The sequence below is a fragment of the Solwaraspora sp. WMMD792 genome (assembly GCF_029626105.1).
GTDB lineage: Bacteria > Actinomycetota > Actinomycetes > Mycobacteriales > Micromonosporaceae > Micromonospora_E.
Genome location: NZ_JARUBH010000009.1, coordinates 2,958,026 through 2,979,333 on the forward strand (window position 1 = coordinate 2,958,026; position 21,308 = coordinate 2,979,333).

At 70.5% G+C, this 21,308-nt stretch carries 14 protein-coding genes, 1 pseudogene and 1 CRISPR repeat array; of the genes and pseudogenes, 7 read left to right on the top strand and 8 right to left on the bottom strand.

Annotated features, from left to right (window positions below):
- Nucleotides 1-170 precede the first annotated feature (170 nt).
- Both O7629_RS14415 and O7629_RS14420 read left to right on the top strand, forming a co-directional pair.
- Nucleotides 171-1,343, top strand: coding sequence for an alpha/beta fold hydrolase (locus tag O7629_RS14415; protein ID WP_278169754.1), 1,173 nt, complete (start codon nt 171-173; stop codon nt 1,341-1,343).
- A gap of 32 nt (nt 1,344-1,375) precedes the next feature.
- Nucleotides 1,376-1,750: a VOC family protein gene (locus O7629_RS14420; protein ID WP_278169756.1), complete on the top strand. Its 375-nt coding sequence runs from the start codon at nt 1,376-1,378 to the stop codon at nt 1,748-1,750.
- Nucleotides 1,751-1,811: 61 nt separating this feature from the next.
- On the opposite strand, the pseudogene O7629_RS14425 reads toward O7629_RS14420, so the two are convergent.
- Nucleotides 1,812-1,934 (bottom strand): annotated as a pseudogene (locus O7629_RS14425) (DUF397 domain-containing protein); the annotation flags it as partial.
- Between the two features lie 4 nt (nt 1,935-1,938).
- Nucleotides 1,939-2,862, bottom strand: coding sequence for a glycoside hydrolase family 6 protein (locus O7629_RS14430; RefSeq protein WP_278169758.1), 924 nt, complete (start codon nt 2,860-2,862; stop codon nt 1,939-1,941).
- Nucleotides 2,863-3,177: 315 nt separating this feature from the next.
- On the opposite strand from O7629_RS14430, the gene O7629_RS14435 reads away from it, so the two are divergent.
- The 4 genes from O7629_RS14435 (at nt 3,178) to O7629_RS14450 (ending at nt 6,430) form a co-directional block, all read left to right on the top strand.
- On the top strand, nt 3,178-4,191 hold the full coding sequence (locus tag O7629_RS14435; RefSeq protein WP_278174529.1) for a LacI family DNA-binding transcriptional regulator: 1,014 nt from the start codon (nt 3,178-3,180) through the stop codon (nt 4,189-4,191).
- Between the two features lie 593 nt (nt 4,192-4,784).
- A complete protein-coding gene (locus O7629_RS14440; protein WP_278169759.1) occupies nt 4,785-5,174 on the top strand; it encodes a hypothetical protein in 390 nt (129 codons plus the stop codon).
- Between the two features lie 243 nt (nt 5,175-5,417).
- Nucleotides 5,418-6,239, top strand: coding sequence for a DUF5753 domain-containing protein (locus O7629_RS14445; RefSeq protein WP_278169760.1), 822 nt, complete (start codon nt 5,418-5,420; stop codon nt 6,237-6,239).
- Complete coding sequence (locus O7629_RS14450; protein WP_278169761.1) at nt 6,236-6,430, top strand: DUF397 domain-containing protein; 195 nt, start codon at nt 6,236-6,238, stop codon at nt 6,428-6,430. Before O7629_RS14445 ends, O7629_RS14450 begins: the two co-directional genes overlap by 4 nt.
- A gap of 58 nt (nt 6,431-6,488) precedes the next feature.
- Nucleotides 6,489-7,388: a CRISPR direct-repeat array (repeat unit 36 nt; unit sequence GCCTCAATGAAGGGCAGCTCCCGAGAGAGCTGCGAC).
- A gap of 322 nt (nt 7,389-7,710) precedes the next feature.
- Here the strand turns inward: O7629_RS14450 and O7629_RS14455 are convergent.
- The 6 genes from O7629_RS14455 to O7629_RS14480 form a co-directional block, all read right to left on the bottom strand.
- A complete protein-coding gene (locus O7629_RS14455) occupies nt 7,711-10,104 on the bottom strand; it encodes a TIGR03986 family CRISPR-associated RAMP protein (RefSeq protein ID WP_278169762.1) in 2,394 nt (797 codons plus the stop codon).
- Complete coding sequence (csx19, locus tag O7629_RS14460) at nt 10,101-10,724, bottom strand: CRISPR-associated protein Csx19 (protein ID WP_278169763.1); 624 nt, start codon at nt 10,722-10,724, stop codon at nt 10,101-10,103. The genes O7629_RS14455 and csx19 overlap by 4 nt, the downstream gene beginning before the upstream one ends.
- Entirely contained in the window at nt 10,721-12,463 is a 1,743-nt protein-coding gene (locus tag O7629_RS14465; RefSeq protein ID WP_278169764.1) for an RAMP superfamily CRISPR-associated protein, read from the bottom strand. The genes csx19 and O7629_RS14465 overlap by 4 nt, the downstream gene beginning before the upstream one ends.
- Nucleotides 12,463-14,862: an RAMP superfamily CRISPR-associated protein gene (locus O7629_RS14470; protein ID WP_278169766.1), complete on the bottom strand. Its 2,400-nt coding sequence runs from the start codon at nt 14,860-14,862 to the stop codon at nt 12,463-12,465. Before O7629_RS14470 ends, O7629_RS14465 begins: the two co-directional genes overlap by 1 nt.
- Nucleotides 14,859-16,463, bottom strand: coding sequence for a hypothetical protein (locus tag O7629_RS14475; protein WP_278169768.1), 1,605 nt, complete (start codon nt 16,461-16,463; stop codon nt 14,859-14,861). The genes O7629_RS14470 and O7629_RS14475 overlap by 4 nt, the downstream gene beginning before the upstream one ends.
- A 98-nt stretch (nt 16,464-16,561) precedes the next feature.
- Nucleotides 16,562-18,718 (bottom strand): hypothetical protein, encoded by a 2,157-nt coding sequence (locus O7629_RS14480; RefSeq protein ID WP_278169769.1) that lies wholly within the window; start codon nt 18,716-18,718, stop codon nt 16,562-16,564.
- 146 nt (nt 18,719-18,864) lie between these two features.
- On the opposite strand from O7629_RS14480, the gene O7629_RS14485 reads away from it, so the two are divergent.
- Entirely contained in the window at nt 18,865-21,303 is a 2,439-nt protein-coding gene (locus O7629_RS14485) for a hypothetical protein (protein WP_278169770.1), read from the top strand.
- Nucleotides 21,304-21,308 lie beyond the last annotated feature (5 nt).

Here is a 21,308-nt window from a genome sequence, read left to right on the forward strand (position 1 = left end):
CTTTCGGGAAGGACTGTTAACTGTTAGTGGTAAAAGTTCTTACTAACACCCCCTCCGTGTCAAGACCGTGGGCGAAGTTTTCAAACCGTTACCGGCTGGGAGCGCTACCACCTGGCCAACCCCCTCGATCATGATCAGGACCGCGGCATCGATGCCGCTATGCTCCGGCGGTGGCACACGCACGACTCTGGTTCGGCCAGTACGAGTTGGACCTGGAACACCGGCAACTACGCCACCGGGGCCAGCAGATCCTGCTGGAGCCGCGAGCCGTCGAGTTGCTGTGCCACCTCGCCGCTCACCGGGACCGGCTGGTCACCAGGCAGGAACTGCTGAACACCCTCTGGTCCGGCCAGCACGTCACCGAGTCCGTCTTCGCCTCGGCCCTGCGCGCCGTCCGTCACTCGGTCCGCGAGACCGGCGGCCATCAGGAGATCATCCGCACCGTCCACCGACGCGGCTACCAGTTCGTCGCCGACGTCACCCCGGTCGCCGAGCCCAAGGACTACGACACCGTCCGGTTCTGCCGGACCAGGGACGGCATCCGACTCGCCTACACCGTCACCGGCGCCGGTCCCCCGCTGATCTCCACCGCCAACTGGCTGACCCATCTCGGCCTCGACCGGCGCGATCCGATGTGGATCCACTGGTACCGCGATCTGATGCGCGAGAGCCGACGCGGGCTGCGCTACGACGAGCGGGGCTGCGGGCTGTCCGACTGGTGCCCGCCATCGGCGTCACCGCAGGTGTGGGTCGAGGACCTCGACACGGTCGCCGACGCCGCCGGATACGACACCTTCGCGATCATCGGTACGGCGCAGGCCGCCGCCACCGCGATCGCCTACGCCGCGCTGCGCCCGGACCGGGTCACCCGGATGGTCCTGATCAGCAGCCACGCCCGGGGCCGGCAGGCCCGCGCCCGCACCGATCTGGACCGCCGGGTCGCCGACGTCGACCTGGACCTGGCCACGGTCGCCTGGCAGTCCGCCGACCCGAGCTTCCTGCGCGCCTACGCCGCCCAGTTCCTGCCCAACGCCGCCCCGGCCGAGTTGGACGCGTACATCGCCTTCACCCGCCGCACCACGTCGCTGGAGAACCTGGTCCGCTTCTTCCAGATGATCACTACAATGGACGTGTTCCCGCTGGCGGGGCAGGTCCGCTGCCCCACGCTGATCCTGCACGCCCGCAACGACCCCCGGGTCCCCGCCTCGAACGCCACGGAACTCGCCGCGCTGATCGACGACAGCCGGTTGGTGCTACTCGACAGCGCCAACCACCTGTTCACCGCGACCGAACCCGCCTGGGCCGAGCTGATCCGCCACGTCGACGACTTCCTCGACGACTGATTCAGCGACGCCGGCCGGCGTACCGTGGATCCGTGCGACTGAACCACCTCGGCCTGCCGGTGCGCGATCCGCAGCGCAGCATCCAGTTTTACCACCACTACTTCGGCTTCGACCTGGCCACGGCGCAGCGGTACCCGGACGGCACGGTCATCATCCGCGACGCCGACGGTTTCGACCTCGCACTCCACCCAGTTGAGGCGGTCGGCGCGTCACCGCCGTTCCTGCACTTCGGCTTCCGCATGCCACGACCCGAGGCGGTCCGCGCACTGCTCGACCAGATGGGAGCCGACGGCGTCGAGATCATCGAGCGGTACGAGGAACCGGCGTACGCCGCCTTCAAGTGCCTGGACCCGGACCGTCACCGGGTAGAGATCTACTGGGAGCCTCCGCCGACGGCCGCAGGCTGAGCAGGGCGGTTCCGGTAGATGGTGGAGCGGCGACGCACCGGCCCACCACCTACCGGACAGTTCACCGCCGGGCTGCCGCGCCGGCTACGAAGGACCGCCACGTGTCCGGGCCGAACGTCAGCACCGGACCAGCCGGATCCTTCGAGTCCCGCACCAACACCCGACCGGGCAGGTTGTCGGCAACCCGGCTAGTAACCGTAGATCATCTTGTAGGCGACCTCGGGCAGGAACTGCCCGGCGCTGGAGCCGCCACCGACTCCACAGTTGCCATCGGACTCGCCCGGTGTCTTGAGCCACAGCAGCATTTCCGCGCCGCCACCCAGCCGGCTCGGGGTCCCGATCCGGCGGCCGCCGGGGTTGCACCATTGACCGTTGGAGCCGTTGCCGTTGCGACTGGTGTCGATCACGTACGGCTTGCGGTATCCGAACCTCTGCAGGGCGGAGGCGACCTGATTGCCGTAGTTGGTGTTCTCACCGGTGGTGATGTAGTTCGAGACGTTCAGCGCGAAGCCGCGCGCGTTGGCAACCCCGGCCATGTTGAGCCGCTGCGCCATCGTCTGGGCGTCGACCCAGCGAGGATTGCCGGCGTCGATGTAGACCCAGGTGTTGGGCGCCTTGGACCGGAACTGGCCGACGGCGCGCGAGAGCATGCCCACCCGGTCGTTGATCTGCGCCTGGCTCATGCAGTTGAAGTCACCCAGGGAGTCCGGTTCGAGGACTACCACGGCAGGACGGCCACCGATGGCGGAGGCGAAGGAGGCGGCCCACGCGTCGTAGGCGGCGATGCTACCGGCGCCGCCACCGGAGTGACCGCCACATGCGTCTCGGCCGGGAAGGTTGTAGGCCACCAGCAGCGGAAGCTTGTCGACAGCGTCTGCGGCTCCCACGTAGCTCCCGACCGCGCTCCAGATGTCGCCGCTCCAGTTGCCGAACCATCTGGCCATCGGCTTCTGCCCGATCTCACTTCGGATGGCGGCGGCGCGTCCGTCACCCGGGTTCGCGGCCGCCCACCGCGCCGGGCTCGAATTGGGGTCGACGTAGAAGCCGCTGGTCTGGCTGATCGGATCCGCGTGCGCAGCAGGTGCCCCGAGCAGGATCGCGGGGATCGCCAACGCCAGGGCGGCGGCAAATCCCCAAGGACGGGTCCGTCGTGTCATGAACTGGTCTCCTCCGGGTAGGACTGGAAGCGCTTCCAGTGATGCCCATCCATGTATTGGCCTCGATCGTCGGAGAACACGAGGCAGATGTCAAGAGTGGCCGCCCCTGTGACGAAGTTGGTGCCGAGGATTTCTGGGACCGCTTCCAGACCACGGAGACCACAAGCTTCCTCGACGCCGTCGATGACGGCCGATACGATCTCAACGACAACGGCACCGGCCGGTGTAGCGGCTGCCCCCAACGTCGGGCGGGAAGGACTCGGCATCGCGATGGCACCGCAGAGGCTCAGGCGGCAACCGACCCTCGACGAGGTAGCCGAGCGCGCTGGCGTGTCACGGTCCGCCGCGTCCCGAGTCATCAACAAGGCGCCGTACGTCAGCCACGCCACGCGCGCCGCCGTGGAGCGCGCCATCAAGGAGCTGGGCTATCTCCCCAACCGCACCGCCCGTGCCCTCGCCACCCAACGGACGGGGATCGTCGCGCTGGCGGTCTCCCATGACGATCCCGAGCTGTTCGCCGACCCGTTCTTTGCCCAAATCATCGTCGGCGTGTCCGCAGCGCTGGAGGAAACCGACCTTCACCTGCTGCTGTGCCTTGCCAGTTCCGTACAGGGCCGGTCCCGGCTGACCAACCTGCTGCACACGCGCGGTGTCGACGGCATCATGCTGATGGCGCTGCACGGCGACGATCCGCTGACGCACATCGTGCGGCGGGCCGGCCTGCCCGCAGTGTACGGCGGCCGGCCATTGAATTTCGAACCACAGTGGTACGTCGACTCGGACAACCTCGGCGGCGCCCGATTGGCCACCGAACATCTCATCGGCCTCGGCCGCACCCGGATCGTCACCATCACCGGCCCCAGGTCCACCGATGTTGGCCGTGCTCGACATCGCGGCTACCAGGAAGCCATGATCATGGCTGGACTGGCCCCGTACGCGACGGCGGAAGGCGACTTCACCGAGGCCGGCGGTGCCGCAGCGATGAAGTCACTGCTCGACAGCCACCCCGACCTCGACGCCGTCTTCGCCGCCAGCGACAACACCGCAGTGGGCGCCCTACACGTCCTCACCGACGCCGGCCGGTCCGTGCCTGCCGACGTGGCGGTGGTGGGCTTCGACAACCTCGGCACAGCCGAACGAACCGATCCGCCGTTGACCACCGTGCACCAGTCGGTCCAGGCCCTGGGCAGTGAAATGGCCCGGATGCTCGTCGAGCTCATCGCGGGACACGAACCCCCGTCCATCATCCTGCCCACGAAGTTGGTGCTACGCGGCTCGGCATGATCCCCGGCCCAGGCCGGCCGATGGGATGCCGACGACGTCATCCGCACCGGCGCTCGACGTCTGGATTCCGTGTTGGCGCGGTACGGATCGCACCTCTGTCGATGGACTACGCTCAAGCCCTTTTTCGTGTTGTCGAAAGTGGGTGAAGGGTCGAGCCGTGTCGTGCCGCTCCCATTCGGGTGCCCCACTATCAGACCGGCCGCGCCGACACCGCGCGGACCAGGGCCACTGTGGATGGTTTACCGTACCCGTTTCCACAGCAGGTCGACCCGGACGGGGTTGACCAACGTTCCGGGTCGGATGGTGTGGTTCCAGGCGCGGCTGGTCGGGTGCGGCTTACCGACGACACTCGGCGTCCCCAGCGCACTGCCGCGCGACACACGACGCGGCCGGGCTGGGCGGTGCCTGATCCACCACCCGACCAGTCGGCATCTGCGAGAGCGAAAGCTCCCGGCGTCCGTTGCCGGGGGCCGGTACCGTTCGGGGTGGCACATACCTGACGTTCCGGAGGTGTCATTCCCATGGGATCAGGGCGCTACGGTCTACCACCTCGCAAGATCGGATTCCGAGAAGCTGCCGGCGAGACTGGAGGAATGGGATACCTGGTCGGAGGAGCCGCCGGCCACATCTTCCTCATTTTCCACATCAAGATCATGGATTGGCCGTTGCTGCCTGGCGTACTCGTGACGATCGGGTTCGTCCTAGGCGGCTTTCTCATCGGTACGTTCATGGGGATGGAACCCGGCGAGGATCACACCGGATGGGGATCGAGTTCGGCGGCGAGCACCTCCGTGTCGTGGTCGAGCCTGCCCCCCACCCAGCCGCAGCCCGAGACATTTGACCTGCCGGAACGCGAGACATTTGACCTGTCGCAGCACGTCGATGACGTGCCGTCGCCGCCTCCTGCGTTGCCGCTGCCTGCGCCGTCCCCATCGTCGACGTCCGCCGACAGCGGCGGGTACGACGGCGGATCGGACGACTGACGACCTCCGGCCTGCACGGCAGCTCATGGGGCTCCGTCCCACCGCATCGTCTCGCCACCTCCGTCGAATTCACCGTTGTCGCGGACCCCGTTTCCCGCTCCGATAAGGCAGAATCCGTCGCATACGCCGACCCCGTCACGAGTGCGACGTGGCGATCCGGCGAGCGGCCCGACCAGATGTTTCATTTTGAAACATTGGCGCGGGTGGTGATTTGTCGCGCGAGAGAGAGGTGAAGGGATGCCGGTGACCGGACCGACTGTGGTGCGCCGCCAACTGGGGCGGCGACTGCGCCGACTACGCGAGGAGGCTTGCCGCACCGAGCAGGAAGTGGAGCGGGCTAAAGTCTGTTCGCGTACGACGTTGTGGCGCATCGAGAACGGCAAGTTCCCGGTCAAGATGAACACCGTACGCGGCCTCTGCTGGTTCTACGGAGCGGACCCGGAGACGACGGACGCACTGACCCGGCTCGCCGCCGCGTGTGACGAGCAGGGCTGGTGGGAGTCGCACGGCGACGCCGTGCCGGACTGGTTCCGCTTGTACCTCGGCCTCGAAGCCGCCGCCACCGAGATCCAGCTTTATGATCCGGAGCTGGTACACGGTTTACTCCAGACTCCTGACTACATGCGAGCCGTGTTCCGGGCCGCCGACCGGCAGGCGTCCGAGCAGCAGATCGAGCGGCTGGTGTCGCTGCGGCTGGACCGGCAAATCTCCTACTACGACCGGGCCGAGCCGGCCCGGATAGTCGCGGTCCTCGGTGCCGGTGCCCTCGCCCGTGAGGTGGGCGGCTCGGCGGTGATGGCCGAGCAACGCGCCCACCTGGCCAGCGTCGGTCGACGGGTGCGGGTGGAGATCCGGGTTTTTCCCTGGTCCGCCGGTGCCCACGCCGCGATGGTCAGCCCGTTCATCCTGCTCGACTTCGCCGACCCGGACGATCCTGACATCGCGTACGTTGAGTCCCATGTGGGCGCTCGCTACCTGGAGCGTCCGGAGGAGCTGTCGGAGTACCGTCGGATTTTCCGAGAGGTCCGCGAGCAGTCGATCCCGATCGAGGAGCACCTGCGATGAAGCCCGACACCCCCTGGTTCACCTCCAGCCGCAGCGGCGGCAACGGCGGAGCGTGCGTCGAGGCCCGCCGGCACGCCGGCCACGCCGAGGTACGCGACAGCAAGGACCGCACCGGTCCCACCCTGACCTTCAGCACCGCCCAGTGGGGCACCTTCACCACCGCCCTGCAGTCCGGCGCACTCCCCCACTGACCCCACCCACGGCGGTGGGGGCCGCCTCGGGTACCGAGGCGGCCCCCACCGCCCTGCCGCACCAGTGAAGGGCAGCTCCCGAGAGAGCTGCGACCAGACGTTCACTGTGGCCTCAACGCCAGTGAACAGCGTCAGCCTCAATGAAGGGCAGCTCCCGAGAGAGCTGCGACCGGCCCAGAACGGCCGCGATCTCATCCGGTGCCCACGGGCCTCAATGAAGGGCAGCTCCCGAGAGAGCTGCGACGGTCGAACGCGGTCTCCCCGCGCAGGCGACGCGAGACGCCTCAATGAAGGGCAGCTCCCGAGAGAGCTGCGACTGCAGCAGGTCGGGATCGGACACGTCCGGGACGTGGTCGCCTCAATGAAGGGCAGCTCCCGAGAGAGCTGCGACAGTTATCGAACAACCACCAAACATCAACATGCTAATGCCTCAATGAAGGGCAGCTCCCGAGAGAGCTGCGACCGCCGCGTGTTCGGGCGCGTCCTGCTCGATTCGCCTCAATGAAGGGCAGCTCCCGAGAGAGCTGCGACCGAGCAGGTTCGGCGCGGCAACCATCCGGCGCTGAAGCCTCAATGAAGGGCAGCTCCCGAGAGAGCTGCGACTGTTCGCCATCGACGCAGACGACCCGCGTCACAGCGAGCCTCAATGAAGGGCAGCTCCCGAGAGAGCTGCGACGAGCTTGACGCCCTTCTGGCCGGGTGCTGCCCGCCAGCCTCAATGAAGGGCAGCTCCCGAGAGAGCTGCGACCCGCGTACGGGCTGCGCATGATCCGCAGGGCCGACCTGCCTCAATGAAGGGCAGCTCCCGAGAGAGCTGCGACGGTCGGGTGGTTCACCCTCAGTGTCGGACTGGGCCTCAATGAAGGGCAGCTCCCGAGAGAGCTGCGACTCGCGTGCCAGAAGGCGCGGACCTTGGGGCCGCGCCTCAATGAAGGGCAGCTCCCGAGAGAGCTGCGACAGGGTCAAAATTTTACCCCTCCTGACCTGCGCCGGAGCGACCGGTCCGCGAAGGGTCCGCCGGCAGCGGGTCTCGCGACGGCCCCACAGCCATCATCGTCCACTACAGAACAGGTGCTGAACAGGGAAAACAGCTCCGCGAAGGGTCCGCGCTCACGGCCGTCATGACGGACCCTTCGCGGCGGGCGGCGATTGGGCTTCCGGATTTGCCAGAGCACGGCTGGCGATCGAGCGACTACAGCCGATCACGTCGAGAGACCGGCTGATGCTGTCCCGAGCGTACCGAGGTTGCCGACAAGGATGGTCCCTACCGCTCCCTGTCGTCAGCCCTCGCCACTGCCGAGGTACGGCAGCCGTTGGTCGGGGTCGCGTACATGCGGCAACGCCCATCCCTCGACGACTGCCTTCTTCTCCAGCCGTTCGTTCGCGACGAACCACTCGTAGCTTTCGGCCTGCGGCTGGCGGGTCATCCGGGGGTAGTGCACCTCCTCGGTGACGGGCTTGGCGGCGGCCAGGTACGATTCGGTGGCCTCGCGCAGCACCTCGTTGCCCTTGGCGGTGGCGGCGAAGCGGTCGGCGAGGGTGGTCAGCCGGTCCGGGTCGACCGGGGCGGGGCGGGTCAGCCGTGACCAGCCTGCCCGGACGCCAGCAGCGTCCCACAGCCGGGTCCGGTCCCGGTCGAGCTGGACGGTCACGACGCCGAAGCCGTACGGCTTGCCGGCGCCAAGCCGCAAAGGCGTGTCGCCGCCACGGGTGACCAGCCACAGCAGGGCACCGAGTTCGACCTCCGGCACAGCGTCGAGGAACAGCTCGACCTGGAAGGTCGCACCGGGTCGCACCCAACCTCGGTGGCGGGCCAGCTGTGTGGCGTGGTCCGTGCGCTGCTTGGGCAGGGCCAGGTAGCCAGGGCCGGGAACGGTGCGGTCGCGGCCGGGCTCCCAGTGGTCCGGGGCTTCCGCCCGCCAGCGGTACATCTTGCGGCCGCGCAGCCCGCCGTCGGCGGCGTACCCGTCGGCTTTGCGCACCCCACGCCGCAGAGGTGTCCCGGCGTTGTCGGACGCGGCGTAGAAGCGGGACTGGGTGGGTTTGGGAGTGCTCAGCGGAGCGAGGACGACGCCGTCCGGGGGAAAATCCGTGGGTTTCCAGTCGGGGGTGACGCAGGTGACCGACCGTACCCGCAGCCGGCCACGGTAGCCCGAGGCCCCGTCGTTGGCCTCGGAAACGTCGTCGCCGCCACCGGACGGCACCCACCCGAACAGCCGGTCCGCCGGGGAGAGCTGGTCGCGATCCTGCGCGGGGCGAAGGCTGGGCGGCAGCAGATCGTCGGGCGCGGCGGCGAACGGCAGCCGGCCGACCATGACCGGGTGGACCTCGGTGATCTCGTCGCGGGACCTGTCGTACCTGAGGTAGACGAGGGTGCCCACCGGCAGTTCCCGCAACTCGCGGGTGCTGGGCACGTGTTTGGACCGGACGATTCCCTTGGCTGTCGCGGGATCCCGGCGGTAGGTGGCCTGGGGGTCGTTGTATCCGTGGGCTAGGTCGTAGGCCCGAAGCACCGACTGCCAGTAGCGTTTGTGGTCGTCGGTGACCGGCACGTCCCGGCCGGCGGTCTCCACGAACAGCCGTTCGTAGCGCTTGGATTCGATGGTTTTCCCGCTCGCGGAGAGCCAGCCCCACACGATCCGGTGCCGCTCCTCGGTGGCACGATCCGACGTGAGGCCCTGCTCTGCCAGGCCCGCGTGCAGCTCCTTCTCGGTGCGGGCCAGGTGGGTGACCTGCCAGGCGCGGCCGCCGTCGCGCCGGAGGACGACCCGGGCATGGACCAGCGTGCCATGGTGGTCCGACAGCGGCGTCCCGTCGAGTTCGCCAAGGAGGCGTACGGCTGGCTCGGCTCCGTAGGCGGGCACCAAGGCGGCGTACTGGGTCTGGTTGCCGTTGGTCCGTGGCCAGCCGGCGTCTCCCTGGCACAGCCGGAAGGCGGTGCTGCCGTCGGCGAGCTGGTGGACCCGCGCCGGGATGAGATTCAACGCGGCGTCGGTGGTGGCCCGGTGGGCGAGCCGCTCGTGGTGGTCGAAGAAGACGCCGTACCGGCTGGCGGTGATTGTCTCGTAGGCGCTGCGCAGGGCACCTTTGACGGAGGCGCCGTGCATCAGCGGCAGTCCGTTCGGGTCGACCCGGACATCGAACGTGCGGATGCCGTCGGCAGGCTGCGTCGCTGCGCGCACCGGCAGCAGCAGCGGGGAGACGGTCGTCAAGGTCAGGGCCAGGGTGCCGCTGAACTGTCCGCCCGTGTGAAAGGCGTGGCTGGTCGGCGCGGCGTCGTCGAGGCCGGTGTCGGCCAGGCGGGTGCCGTCCCGGTCCGTCCGGGGCAGGGTCGGCACGAACGTGTACGGGTTGACGAAGCCGCCTCCGGAGTCGAGCCGCTTTGTCCGGTCCGGGTCGGTGGTGACCTTCGCCAGCGGGGCGACACCGACAAGCTGGGCGGTCCGCTTCCCGTTGGCGGCCAGGTCGGTGACGACGGTGACGGTGACGGTGCCGCCCTCGGCCATGGTGTCGACGTGTTCGGTCAGGGCACTGTCCCACTCGGACGGCTTAAGGGGTTTCAGCCTTGCCGCCTTGCCTCTGCCGCTGCCGTCGATCACCCCTTCGAGGTGGCCGTCCCGCTTGGTCAGCTCGGCCTGGACCCTGCGCTTCAGCTTGTCGTTCGACGTACTCATGCCGTCGTCCTTTCCGGCTCACGCGCGGCCCCGGTGTCCGCGACCGTGGCCCGCAGCGCGACCGTACGGACGTCGGCCACATCGAGGTTGCCGTGGATGTCCTCGACGAGGTACTCGACGGTCTCCACGGTGAGCGCCCTGGCACCGACCGCCGTCACCGGCAGGTGCGCGGCGGCGTACCGGTCGCTGGCCAGCGAGGTCCAGCCTGCTCTGGGATGCTGCTGCGGGGTTCCGGCCAGCAGCCGCCGGTGGGTGTCACCGCGTCGCGGTGCCGGCTCAGCGGTGACCGGCCGGCCGGGCGGCAGGTCGGCCGGGTCCTCGCCGAGGGCGACCGCAGTGCCGCGTCCGTCGGGTTCGCGCAGCCAGCGCAGTTCCCGTTCACCGTCGAACAGCAGCAGCTCGTACGCTTCGGCGAGGACGTTGTCGGCATCGCTGACATGCTCGACAGCACCGTCGGGGCCGATCGACAGCCAGGTGGCGGCACCAGCGGAGAAGGTATAGCCGAGGGTTTGGCCCGCCCCTGCCGGGCGGGCGGTGAACCAGCTGACCGCGTCGGCGGCGGTGAGCGGGGTGGCGGCACGAACGGCGTGCAAGGTCGCGCCGAGGGCGATTTCTCTCACGCTGGATTCTCCTGGAACTGGTTCTCCCACCTGGCCATCGCGTCGACGATGTCCGTGGGTGAGTCGGCGAGGATGGTGTCGAGGGTGCGGCCGGCCAGCGACTGCCACGCACCGGCCAGACCGGCACCCTCGAAGGTCACATCGGTGACCTCGATCTGACCCCGGCCCCGGGTGCTGCCGTAGCCGAGGGTCAACCAGCCGTCCCGCAGGTCCCGCAGGACGAGCAGCAGCAACGGCAGCGCGGCCGTGGCCGACGCGTGCCGGGGGTCGGACCGGTCGGGCCCGGCGAAGCGAGCGAGCCGGGCGACGTCGATCTCGATGCGGATCGGCTCCCACCGGACGGTGGGGCTCGGCTCCAGGACGCTGAACAGTCGGTGGTCGCTGGCTCCTCCGGTCCACCGGTCGATGGCGACATGGTCACTGATCTGGAAGGGCAGCTCCGACGAGATGTCGTCGAGCTGGCCGTACAGCCGGGTGCGGGCCTGGTCGCGGTCGCTGTTGCGGTCCGCCCGTTCCTGGCGGGGCGCGGCGCCCGGGGTCGTCCGGGCGGTCGGTGTCGTCCGGGCGGTCGGTGTCGTCTGCGCGGTCGCGGCCCGCGCCTTCGGACTGACGGTGACCACGCTGTTCCAGCTCTGCGCGCTGAGCTGACCGAGGCTGTGGCAGTCGGCCACGCTCACCGCGCCCCGCCAGCCGGTGGTGTCCTGGCTGGCGGGGCGGCCCTGCCGGTGCCCGACCGGTGCCGCCCCGAACAGCACGTCGACGCCGACCGGTGGTCGGCGCAGATTTTCACCGAAGCCGTCGCCGTCAGCGTGGTCGGGGGCGTCCTGCCGCAGCAGGGTACGCACGATCCGTTCGGCGTGGGACCGCATGACACCGCGGATCGACGAGCCGGGCAGCAGTAGCCGCACGATACCGTCCACATCGGTCGCGGTCAGCGGCAGCGTGTCGACCACCGTGCCGCTGAGTGAATCGCGTACCAGGACCGGGGTGATCGGCCGCCAGGAGACGGTGATCCGCAGCCGGCCGTCCTGCGGCGGCAGGTCCGCCACCGGTGGCCGGGTGGGTTCGGCGGTTCCGGTCAGCCAGGTGACCAGGCCGGCCGGTTCGGACAGGTCGGCGCGTCGGACGGTGACGTCGCGCAGCTGCACCCGCCCGTGGCCACGGCCCCGGCCGGCGCCGATCGGGACTCGGCCGTGGCACAGGCCGGCGATGATGGTCTCGACGGCGTCGTGGATCAGTGCCGGCCACCCGCCGGGGTACCTGGGTTCGGGCGCGGCGGTCGGGATGTCCGCGACCAGACGCAGCGCGAAGGCGGTGCCGGCCGGGAGCACTTCCCGTGTGTAGAGGTAGGCGGCTGCGGCACTTGCCGACCGGCGGTCGATACCCACACCGTCGCGGACCGCAGGGGCGACCGTTTCGCCGGTCAGCGGGGCGTCGTCGATCCGGATCCAGGACGGTGATCCACTGTGCGAGTACGGCGTGACGTGCCCGAAGAGCGCATCCAGCGGTGCGGTTGGTCCCTCGCCGAGCGTCCGGTCGCCGCCGAACCGGTCGGTGCTGGCGAGGTAGGCCCGGAGGGCTCCGGCGATGGAGGATCCGGGGAGGAAGGGCCGGTCGGTGCCGTCCCGGGCGACACTCAAATCCGCCAGGGCGGTGGTGTCCCAGCCGCCGACATGGACCGGGCCGAGGCAGGTCAGGGTCCCGCGCACCTCGATGCGGGTGCCGATCGACTGTCCCATCAGGAGGTCTCCTTCCCAGTGGTGGCGCGGGTGCCGGCGGCCGCTGTGGACGTGGTCCGACCGAGGGAACGCAGTGCGGCGGTGACCGCAGTCAGCAGCGCCTCGGTGTGCAACTGTTCCCGCAGCGTGTCCTCCCGCCCGGGGGCGAGGACCAGGGTGGGTTGGGCACCGGCCAGCCCGAACCGCTCCCAGACGAGTCTCCGGTCGGTGAGCAGCAGCGCGGACAGGTCATCCAGGACGGGCTCGGTCCAGGTCTCCCGGCGGGCCCGGACCGCCCGGGTGCCCGCCAGCCAGTCGCGGACCATGTCCGCCCCGCCGGGCAGGGTCAGCCGCTCCAGTTGGGCGCGCAGCGACCCGAGCTGTGCCCGTTGGCCGGCCAGCCGGTCAATGCCCTTGATGACCTCTTCTGGCCGCAGCTCGGCGCTGGCCCGTCGGATCGCCCGCCGCCACGCCTGGAGTTCGATCGGGTGGACCGGCTCGGCCAACCCGGTCGGTCCGTCGGACCCGGTCGGCGCGGCCCGCGTGGTCGTGGCCCGCGTCGTCGACGGGGTGGAACAGGTTGTGAAGTCGAAGTCGGGTTCGGCGGTGGACAGCTCCGACGGGTTGAACCGGATTCGGCCGTACCCCTCGACGGTGCGTTCGCCGATGCCGTCGCGTTCCAGCCGGCTGAGCACGGCCGGGTCCAGCTGGCCGGTCACGGTGAGGCGCACGACGCTACCGGCCCGCAACGCCACCTGGCTGGACCGGGGCCGCCCCCAGGCGACGCCGAATCCTTCCCGCCGGACCGCGGCGGCGGTCAGCCGGCCGATCGCCTCGACCGACACCGGTGCCAATGCCGCAGACAACGCCCGGGCCAGCCCTTGTGGTGACGGATCGGGGGCCAGCCGTTCGTCGCGCAGCAGGACATCGGAGACGCACCACACCAGCAGCTGCCCCTCGGTGAGGGTCGGCGGTGGTGGCGTCGGCAGCGGGTCGATCACCCGGACGACCTCGACCAGGCCGAAGTCGTCCTTACGGGAGCGGCCGAACCGCAACTGTTCTCCCGGGTCCAGCCGCAGCCGGGCCTGCTCCGGCAGCACGATGTCGCTGCAGAGCACGGTCCCGGCGGCGATGCCGAGATTGGTGAACAGGCCACCGCTGGCGACAGTCGGGCGGCGCTGCACGTCGTCGACGACGGCGTGAGTGGACACCGTCTTCGCCGGGTCGGCCGGCCGCCATCCGGTCCCGTTGGGCACCACCCAGCCGGACATGGGTTTGGCCTGTTCCTCAGCTGGCGCGTCACCGCCGAGGATGTTGCGGACGGTGCCGCCCCGGCCTTTCCCGCTGCGGTGCCACACCATCGGCACCGGGCGGGCGGGGACCACCGAGGCAGGATCACGGGGGTCCTCGATCGCCGGTACCGCGTCGCCGACCCGCACGTCGGCCAGGCCGATCCGGGCACGCCCACCACCGTCAGCCGATGGTCCGGGCTGCGTCCGGCGCAGGACAGTGCCGAGCAGCATCGTGCCGGGAATGCTGTCATGGCCGCTGATGACGTTTCCCAGCACATCGGCGACGGCCACCACCGGGGTACGGACCCGCAGCACCACCCGCACGACACGGTGCCGGTCCGGGTGCAGCCGGTCGTACGGGTGCACCTCGACCCGCGGACCGGCCGGCGGTGGCGCTGGCGGGTCGGCGGGCACCCCGCCGGCCAGCAGCTCGACCAGCTGGCTGTCGGTCACCGTCGCGTGCGGACCGTCGCCGTCCACCTGGGCACCGGGCAGTAGGAAGGCCGCCCGCCCACCGCCACGGTTGCGTCTGCCGCCGACCGCCTCCACGAGCCGGGCGCCGGCGCGCAACAGCAGCTCCGCCGGTGCGGGAAGCCGGTCGGGATCACCTGGGATCGCGGCGGCGACGCTGACCCGGGCGTGTAGCAGCATGCCGCGCAGCGCCCGTTCCTCGACCCGGAGGAACCGGTCGGCGGCCGTACCGGTCTCGTCGTCGATCTTCACGCCGGGGCGGAGAACGACAGCGGCCTGCGCCAGCGTCGGCTGCCCCCTGACCCCGTCGCGCAGCCAGGCCGGAGCCCGGGCGGGGGTGACCCGCAGGACCGCCGGCGTCGGTTCCTTCCCGGTACGGGCAGAGTCCCCTTCCTCGGCCGGTGGATGGGTACCGAACAGCCAGTCCACCCATGCCCGCCAGGCCGCCGGCCGGTCGCCGCCCCGGTCGAAGGTGTCCGCCGCCGTCTCGCAGGCGTCCCGCCAGATTCCGACGATGGTCTTGGCCGGCACGAACGGCAGGTGGTCGCTGTCGCGGCGGACCTCGGCGTCGACACTGCCCAACCGGCCCTGGCCGGTGCCGATGTGCCAGTCGCTGAGGAACTTCAGGGTGATCTCGAATGTCGTGGGCAGCGTCATCGGATGTCCTTCTTGGATGCGGACCGGTCGGTCGACGGGGCCGGAGCGAAGGTGTCCAGGCGCAGGCCGTGCAAGTGCATCGCGTCGAACAGCCGCAGGAACGGCGCGTCGGTGCCGTCCGCCGGAGGCTGCCGCCCGCTGTCGGTGCCCGGGGTGGGCAGCTGGACGTCGAGAAGGGCGCGGGCCCGGTCCGGGTCGGGGGCGCGGGGCACCGTCAGGCGCAACTGGTGGCGGTATTCGGCAAAGCTGCGGTCTGCGGCCTCGCGGAGGGCGTGGGCCTGGGCGGCCGACAACCACCCCGTACGGTCGAGCCAGCTGGTGATCTCGTCGAGCAGTTCCACACTGCGGTGACGCAACTCGACGGGCAGGTCCTCGACGGCACCGAGCAGGTAGGGCCCGGCGTAGCGGGCCACCCGTGGGCCGCACTTCGCGGCCGGTTCGGTGTGCTCCCGCAGCAGTGTCAGGTCCCGCAGCGTGGCGGCGTGCGCCACGTGCAGGTCGAACGCGGCCGCTGACCGGAACCGTTTGGCTGACACGGTGAGCGCCTCGGCCAGCTCGTACGCGGCCCCGAAGGGGTGATGGGGCTTGATCACCGCGATCCCGGCGGAGGCGGTGAGACTACCGCGACCGGTGGCCTTCCGGGCGATGGCCGACAGCCTCGGCTGGACGGCGGTATGCCGGGCGAACCCCTCGGCGAAGGCCCGCACGAACGGCACGGCGAGCGCCGCGTCGCAGATCAGTGTCACGTCGTCTCCGCCGACGACGATCGGCAGCAGCCGCCCGGTCAGTTCCTCCCCCGCCCGCTGGTCCCGCAGGGCGGCGATGGCATCCCGTACGGCGTCCCAGGTCGCCTTCTCCAGCTCCGCGGACACCAGCCGCTGGTAGCGCAGATGGGTGGCCAGGTCGACCGAGCTGGTGCCCTCGACCGCCATGACATGGTCGATGAAGCGACGGAACGGGCCACCGACGCCGTTGCCGTCGGCGTGCACGACCGCCGCCCACCCGCTCTGCCGCAGGACGTCGGTGTTGGCCGGTACGACATCACCGAGGTCGCCGGGCAGCTGCTCCAGTAGCCGCTGGCTGGCCCGATGTCTGGCATCGGATCGGGCCAGCACTCCGGCCGAGGCTGCCACGAGTTCGTCCTCGCCGTACCGTTCCTCGTCGGCGGCCGGTTGGCCGCTGTCCCGGCAGAGTCGGTGCCAGGGGAACACCCGGTCGCGCAGCAGCGGATCCCGGCGGGCCGCCCGCACCTCGACGTGCAGCCTGTACGTCTTGTCTCGCGCCGGCTCGTGCGCGGCGGGGTCGGTTGCGTCGAACGGCGGGCCGACCACCCCGGTCACCTGTAGACCGGGAGCCTCCCGCAGCGCCCGGCCGCTGACCTCCCGGATGACGGCCCTGCCGGCCTCGACCGAACCCACCAGCAGCAGGGCCTTGCCGGAGGCGGTCATCACCACGGTGGCGTCGGGATCGTCGAGTCGCCCGACCGCGGTCGGCACCCACTCGGTGCCGATCTCGTGGACGAGCTGCGACGCCCCGACGACGTGCCGCAGCCGGTTGCTGCCGAAGATGTACCGCTGGTTGCCGCCCGTCTCAATCAGCACCCAGTGCCTGCGCCCGATGTGCTCAGTCGGTGGTGGTACGCCATTCATGTCCACGGTCTCGCCGTTCGTCCGGTGGAGGGCTGGGAAGGTGCGGGTCGCTACCCGCCGATGGTGTGGTCGGCGACGGCCGAGAGTGTCGTGTGCCAGTCGTGCCACTGGGTGAGCGGCAACCCGCCCACCCACTGATTGCTCGGCGTCCGGTCCGCCGACGCCGTGGCGCTGGCGGTGACGCGGTCGAGCAGCGCCACCGCCGCAGCGGCGTCGCGGGGATCCACGGTGATGCCGTTGGCGGCGGCCACGCACAGCGCCCGCGCCACCACCTGCGCGGTCGAGGCGGACGCCTGCGGCGAGTCACGCCGCACCGTCAGGTCGGACAGCACCGTCCGGGCGTGCCGGACCGCCGTGGCGCAGGCCCGCGCCCGGGCGGCGTGTTCCCGGTCGGGCGTGGCCAGGGCGAGGTCGGTGGCGATCCGGGCCGCGAGCTGGTGGCTGGAGCGGGCGGCGACGGCCTTGGCGGCGTATCCGGCTGTTTCCCGGCGGACGACCTCCGTACGCACCGCCGCCACCCGTTCCTGCACCGCGAGGGCCTGACGAAGGTCGCCACGCCGGCCGGTGCGGGACCGCCAGTCGGCGTAGTGGTGCAGGTGGAACACCTGGGCGTCGCTGAGAGAGTCGATCACGGTTGCCAGATCGGTGTCAGGGTCGATTCCCCGTGCTGTCAGCGTGGCCGACCACCACGACTTCATCATCGACGCGGGGACCTGGGCTACGGACGCCTCGGTCGGGTCCACCGGGGAGTCCGGGTCGGGCAGCGCCGCAGGCAGGGAGGTAGCGTCGAGCAACGCGGTGATGCCGATCTCCAGCAGGTACGCCGCCGCGCCGGGGTCCATCCGACCGGACCGCCAGGACTCCACGACGTGCTGCTGCGACGCGATCAGCCGCCGCACGGAGGACACCCGGTGGGGATCCGGGTCGGCGTCAGGGCCGGGCAGCTCGCGGGTCGAGTCCCACACGTCGAGGTAGGCACCGTACGCGCGAAGCAGCAACGCCACCGGGTCCGTGGGATCGAGCACCTCGCCACTGCGCACGACGGCGAGGGCGACCAGCTCCCGGGTCTGGTGACGCAGGTCCGGCCGGGTCGTCAGGAGTTCGTCGCGGTAGCGGAGGTAGTTGGTGGCGACGTGGGCGACCAGCAGGTGGGCGCGGCGGTGCAACAGCGGAAGGCCTGCCAGTTCACCGGCGTCGGGCAACGTCGGCAGCGTCGGTGTCGGGGCGTGGCCGACGCGGGTCACACCGCCGAGGCTGGCTGCCACGAACGGAGCCACGACGGCACCGACCCGCACCATGGCCTGGACGTGACGGGAGCCCCGGTCGTCCTCGGTCAGCCACACCACACCCCTGCCGGGACGCCCGACGTCAAGCAGCCGGTGACACCAGGCCGAGGCGATGTCGTCGAGCGCCTCCGGGGACACCACTCCAACGCCACCGGCCGGGTCGCCGGACTTGTCCACGGCGAGCCCGATCGCGGGAAGTGTCGCGTCGACCAGATCGAACGACGTCGGCCGCCAGCGGGCGTCGGCCCGCTCCGCGCCGGTGTCGTCGGGGGGCTGCGGTGCCCACGGACGGATCTCTGACGGGGCGTCGTCACCTGCGACCACCCGTGCCCGGTCGACCTGTCTGCCCCACCGGGCCGACAGCGACCGCTGCACCTGGCGGGCCTGAACGGCCGCGACGACCAGGGCCGGCTGTGCCCGGTAGACCTCAAGGACCAGCCCTGCCCACACCGCCAAGCGGATCTCGCGATCACAGTCGCCGGAGGCGAGCCACTGGGCGGCGGCAGCGACGGCGGCCGTCGCGTCACGCAGCAGCCGGTTGGCGGCGGCCAACACCGCTGCTGCCTTTGTGTCAGGGCCGTACCGGTTCAGCGTGGCGTTGCTCAAGCCGCCAGGCAGGGGTGCCTGCGGACCCGCCCAGACCGCGCGGCCCACCCACGACCAGTCCCGGTCGCCGTCGGTGGCCGGCACGGCGAACGTGGCGGCGTCCAGACCGGACCGTTGTGCCTTGTCCGGGGCAGGCGCCCCGCGCCCTATCTCGGCCAGCGACAGGGTGGTGTAGTCGCACACCCAGGACCGGTGGAACGGGGGGAGGTCGCCGTCCACCCCGAACAGCGAGGCGACCTTGCGGGCCACCCGCACCTCCACCACGTCGGCGCGGCGGGCCTCGGCTGCCGGGATCTCGGCGGGGAAGACGTGCACGGCCGACACCGTACACACAACTACTCCGATCGATCAACTACTAAAGTTGCCGAAGATTCGGTACGGATAGGCTGTTCGAGGCGGGGCCCGGACGGCATTCCGACACTCCGTGGCTACCCGACCCGTCGTCTTCCACAATGGCCCCCATGCGCCTGCTGGTTCACATCACCGGGGAAGCGGATCTCCTGCTTCGCGCGGACGGCCCCACCCCCAAGACCGTCCGCGCCGACCGGGTCCAAGCCCGCTGCCGACAACTCGCCGCGACAGCCGCCGGCCCCGCCGGGTCGTCCGCAGCCCGGCGACTACTCATCGACGGCACCTGGGAGGACGACCACCCCCGTACTGCCGCACCCAGCCCGCTGCTCGGTGCCCTGACCAGACTCACCGAGACCTCGGACCTCGACGTACTGGTGATCGGCACCCGCCAGCAGCCACCCGATGACCTGGACACGGCGCCGATCGCCCAGACCCTCGCCGAGGCGCTGCGCACCGGGACCGGCGACGCGGCGACCATCCACACCATCGCGGCGGCGACGATCGAAGGTCTGGCGGAAGTGGACGTCATCCACGCCGTCGCCGCCCACCTCGACCGCTCCCCGCGCTACACCGAGGCGATGGTGACCTGGGGCTCCGGCTCCACCACCCTGGCCATGGGCGTGCTCACCGCGCTGTCTCAGGCGGGGCTCCCCTGGCGGCTGATCGTCACCAACGGCCGGACCGCGTACGAAATCGTCGACCCACAGGACAGACTCGACCGTGACCCGGTCGCCGGCGTCCTGGTCCGCTGGCGCATGTTCCAGGCCCTCGCCGACCTCGCCCTCACCGACCCGCCCATGGTCGGGCTCACCGACGACGGACACGACCTCGTCCGCCGAGCCGCCGAGCGCCACGACCGAGGGTTCGCCGCGTACGACACCGCGTCGTTGCGCGCGGTACTCGCCGACGCCGTCGTCCGCCGCGACGGCACCGCCAGCCTCGCCGTCCGCCGCTATGTTGTCAGCCGCTACGAGGAACTGCTGGAACTCGACCAGATCGACCACCCGTGGGCCGAAGACCTCCTCCGCAGGTACGAGCAGCCCAGCGGCGGCCCGCCGCTCGGCGCGAAGCTTGGCATGATCGCGCACGACCGCCACGACGACCCGATGATCTGCGCCTCCGTCGACCTGCCGTCCTACCGATGGCTGTACGGATCCGAGGTCGCTTCACTGCAGAACATCGGAAAGGGCAGTCACAACCTCCGCCCGCCCACCGCCTGCGACGCCAGCTTCATCGGTGACTACCTCACCCGATTCGCGGTCGACGGCGACGGCTGGAGCAACGCCGGCCTGCCCGAGCCGCGGGTCGCACCGGCAGACACCGTGCTGGCGGTCTGGCCAGCTGGAACCGCACGCCGTGGCGCCGCCGAGAAATTCATCGGGGACCAATTGAGTAGCGACATCCCCGCAGCGGTGCGGGACTTCCTCGACGTCGGGGACACCCGGTTGCGCGCCGTCATCTTCGCCGTCGACGACGGCCAGGGCAGCCTCGACATCGCCACGGCCGACGCCGCATCGATCGCCACGATCACGCACAACGTCACCGGAGCGGCCAGAGGCGAAAGCTGGGTCGAGCCGATCACTTTGACCGACATCGACGAAACCGCCATCGAACGCGCGATCGAGGCCCGACTCACCCGCGAGACCGGGGCGCTGCTGCTCATCCCGACCGGGCACAAGCCGGTGGTCCTCGCCCTGATCCGCGCCATGCGCCTCATCGGCGCCCGACACGGCATCCCCCTGTTCGTCCGGGAAAACGCCACCCCTGCAAATGGCACCGGCTATCGCGACGTCCACCTGTGGCCCGCCATCACCGGCGGGGACCTGCCGCTACTCATCGCCGCAGAACGGGCACTGCGCTCGTTGGAACTGGACGTAGCCTGGCGCCTGCTGGCCGCCTCGGCAATCGGCAAGACCGTGACCGACCAGGCACGACGACTGGCTGACGCCTTCGCCAGCCGACAGCCACCTGACGGCCGCCGGCAAACGGCGGCCAGCGCCACCGACACCAGCTGGACCAAGGGACTGGCCGTACAGCGGTTGGAGCTCGTCCACGCGGCCCTCGACCAGGCGACCACGCAGGCTGCCCGCATCCGTCTGCTGGTCCTCGCCGCCGACGCCCTGGAGGCATCCATCGCCGCCACCAACCCGAAGGACACCAAGGGCGGGACGTACCGAAAGTTCCGCGACGATCTGCGAGACAGCAAGATCAAGGACCGGGGGATGACGCAGGCATGGCCAGCGCACATCCTTCTGTTGCTCAACAGAGCCCGTGATCGCGCTCCGATCACCCACGGCACCGGGACCACCGCGGACGCGGTCATCGCCGAAGCTGCCGACGCGCACGCCCAGAAGCGCAAGCTGAGTACGGCCGACGCCGCGCTACTCCCCCGTACCCTCCCCGAGCTGCTACACAGATCGGTCGAGGCAGCCGCCGCCCTGGGTGGATTGGGCAAGGCGGGTCAAGCCGGCAGCCTGCTGCACCGTCATCGCCAACTCCTTGGCGAGGTCAGCGGTTGCATCCGCGGCCGGCCGCAGCCCACCCGCTGACCATC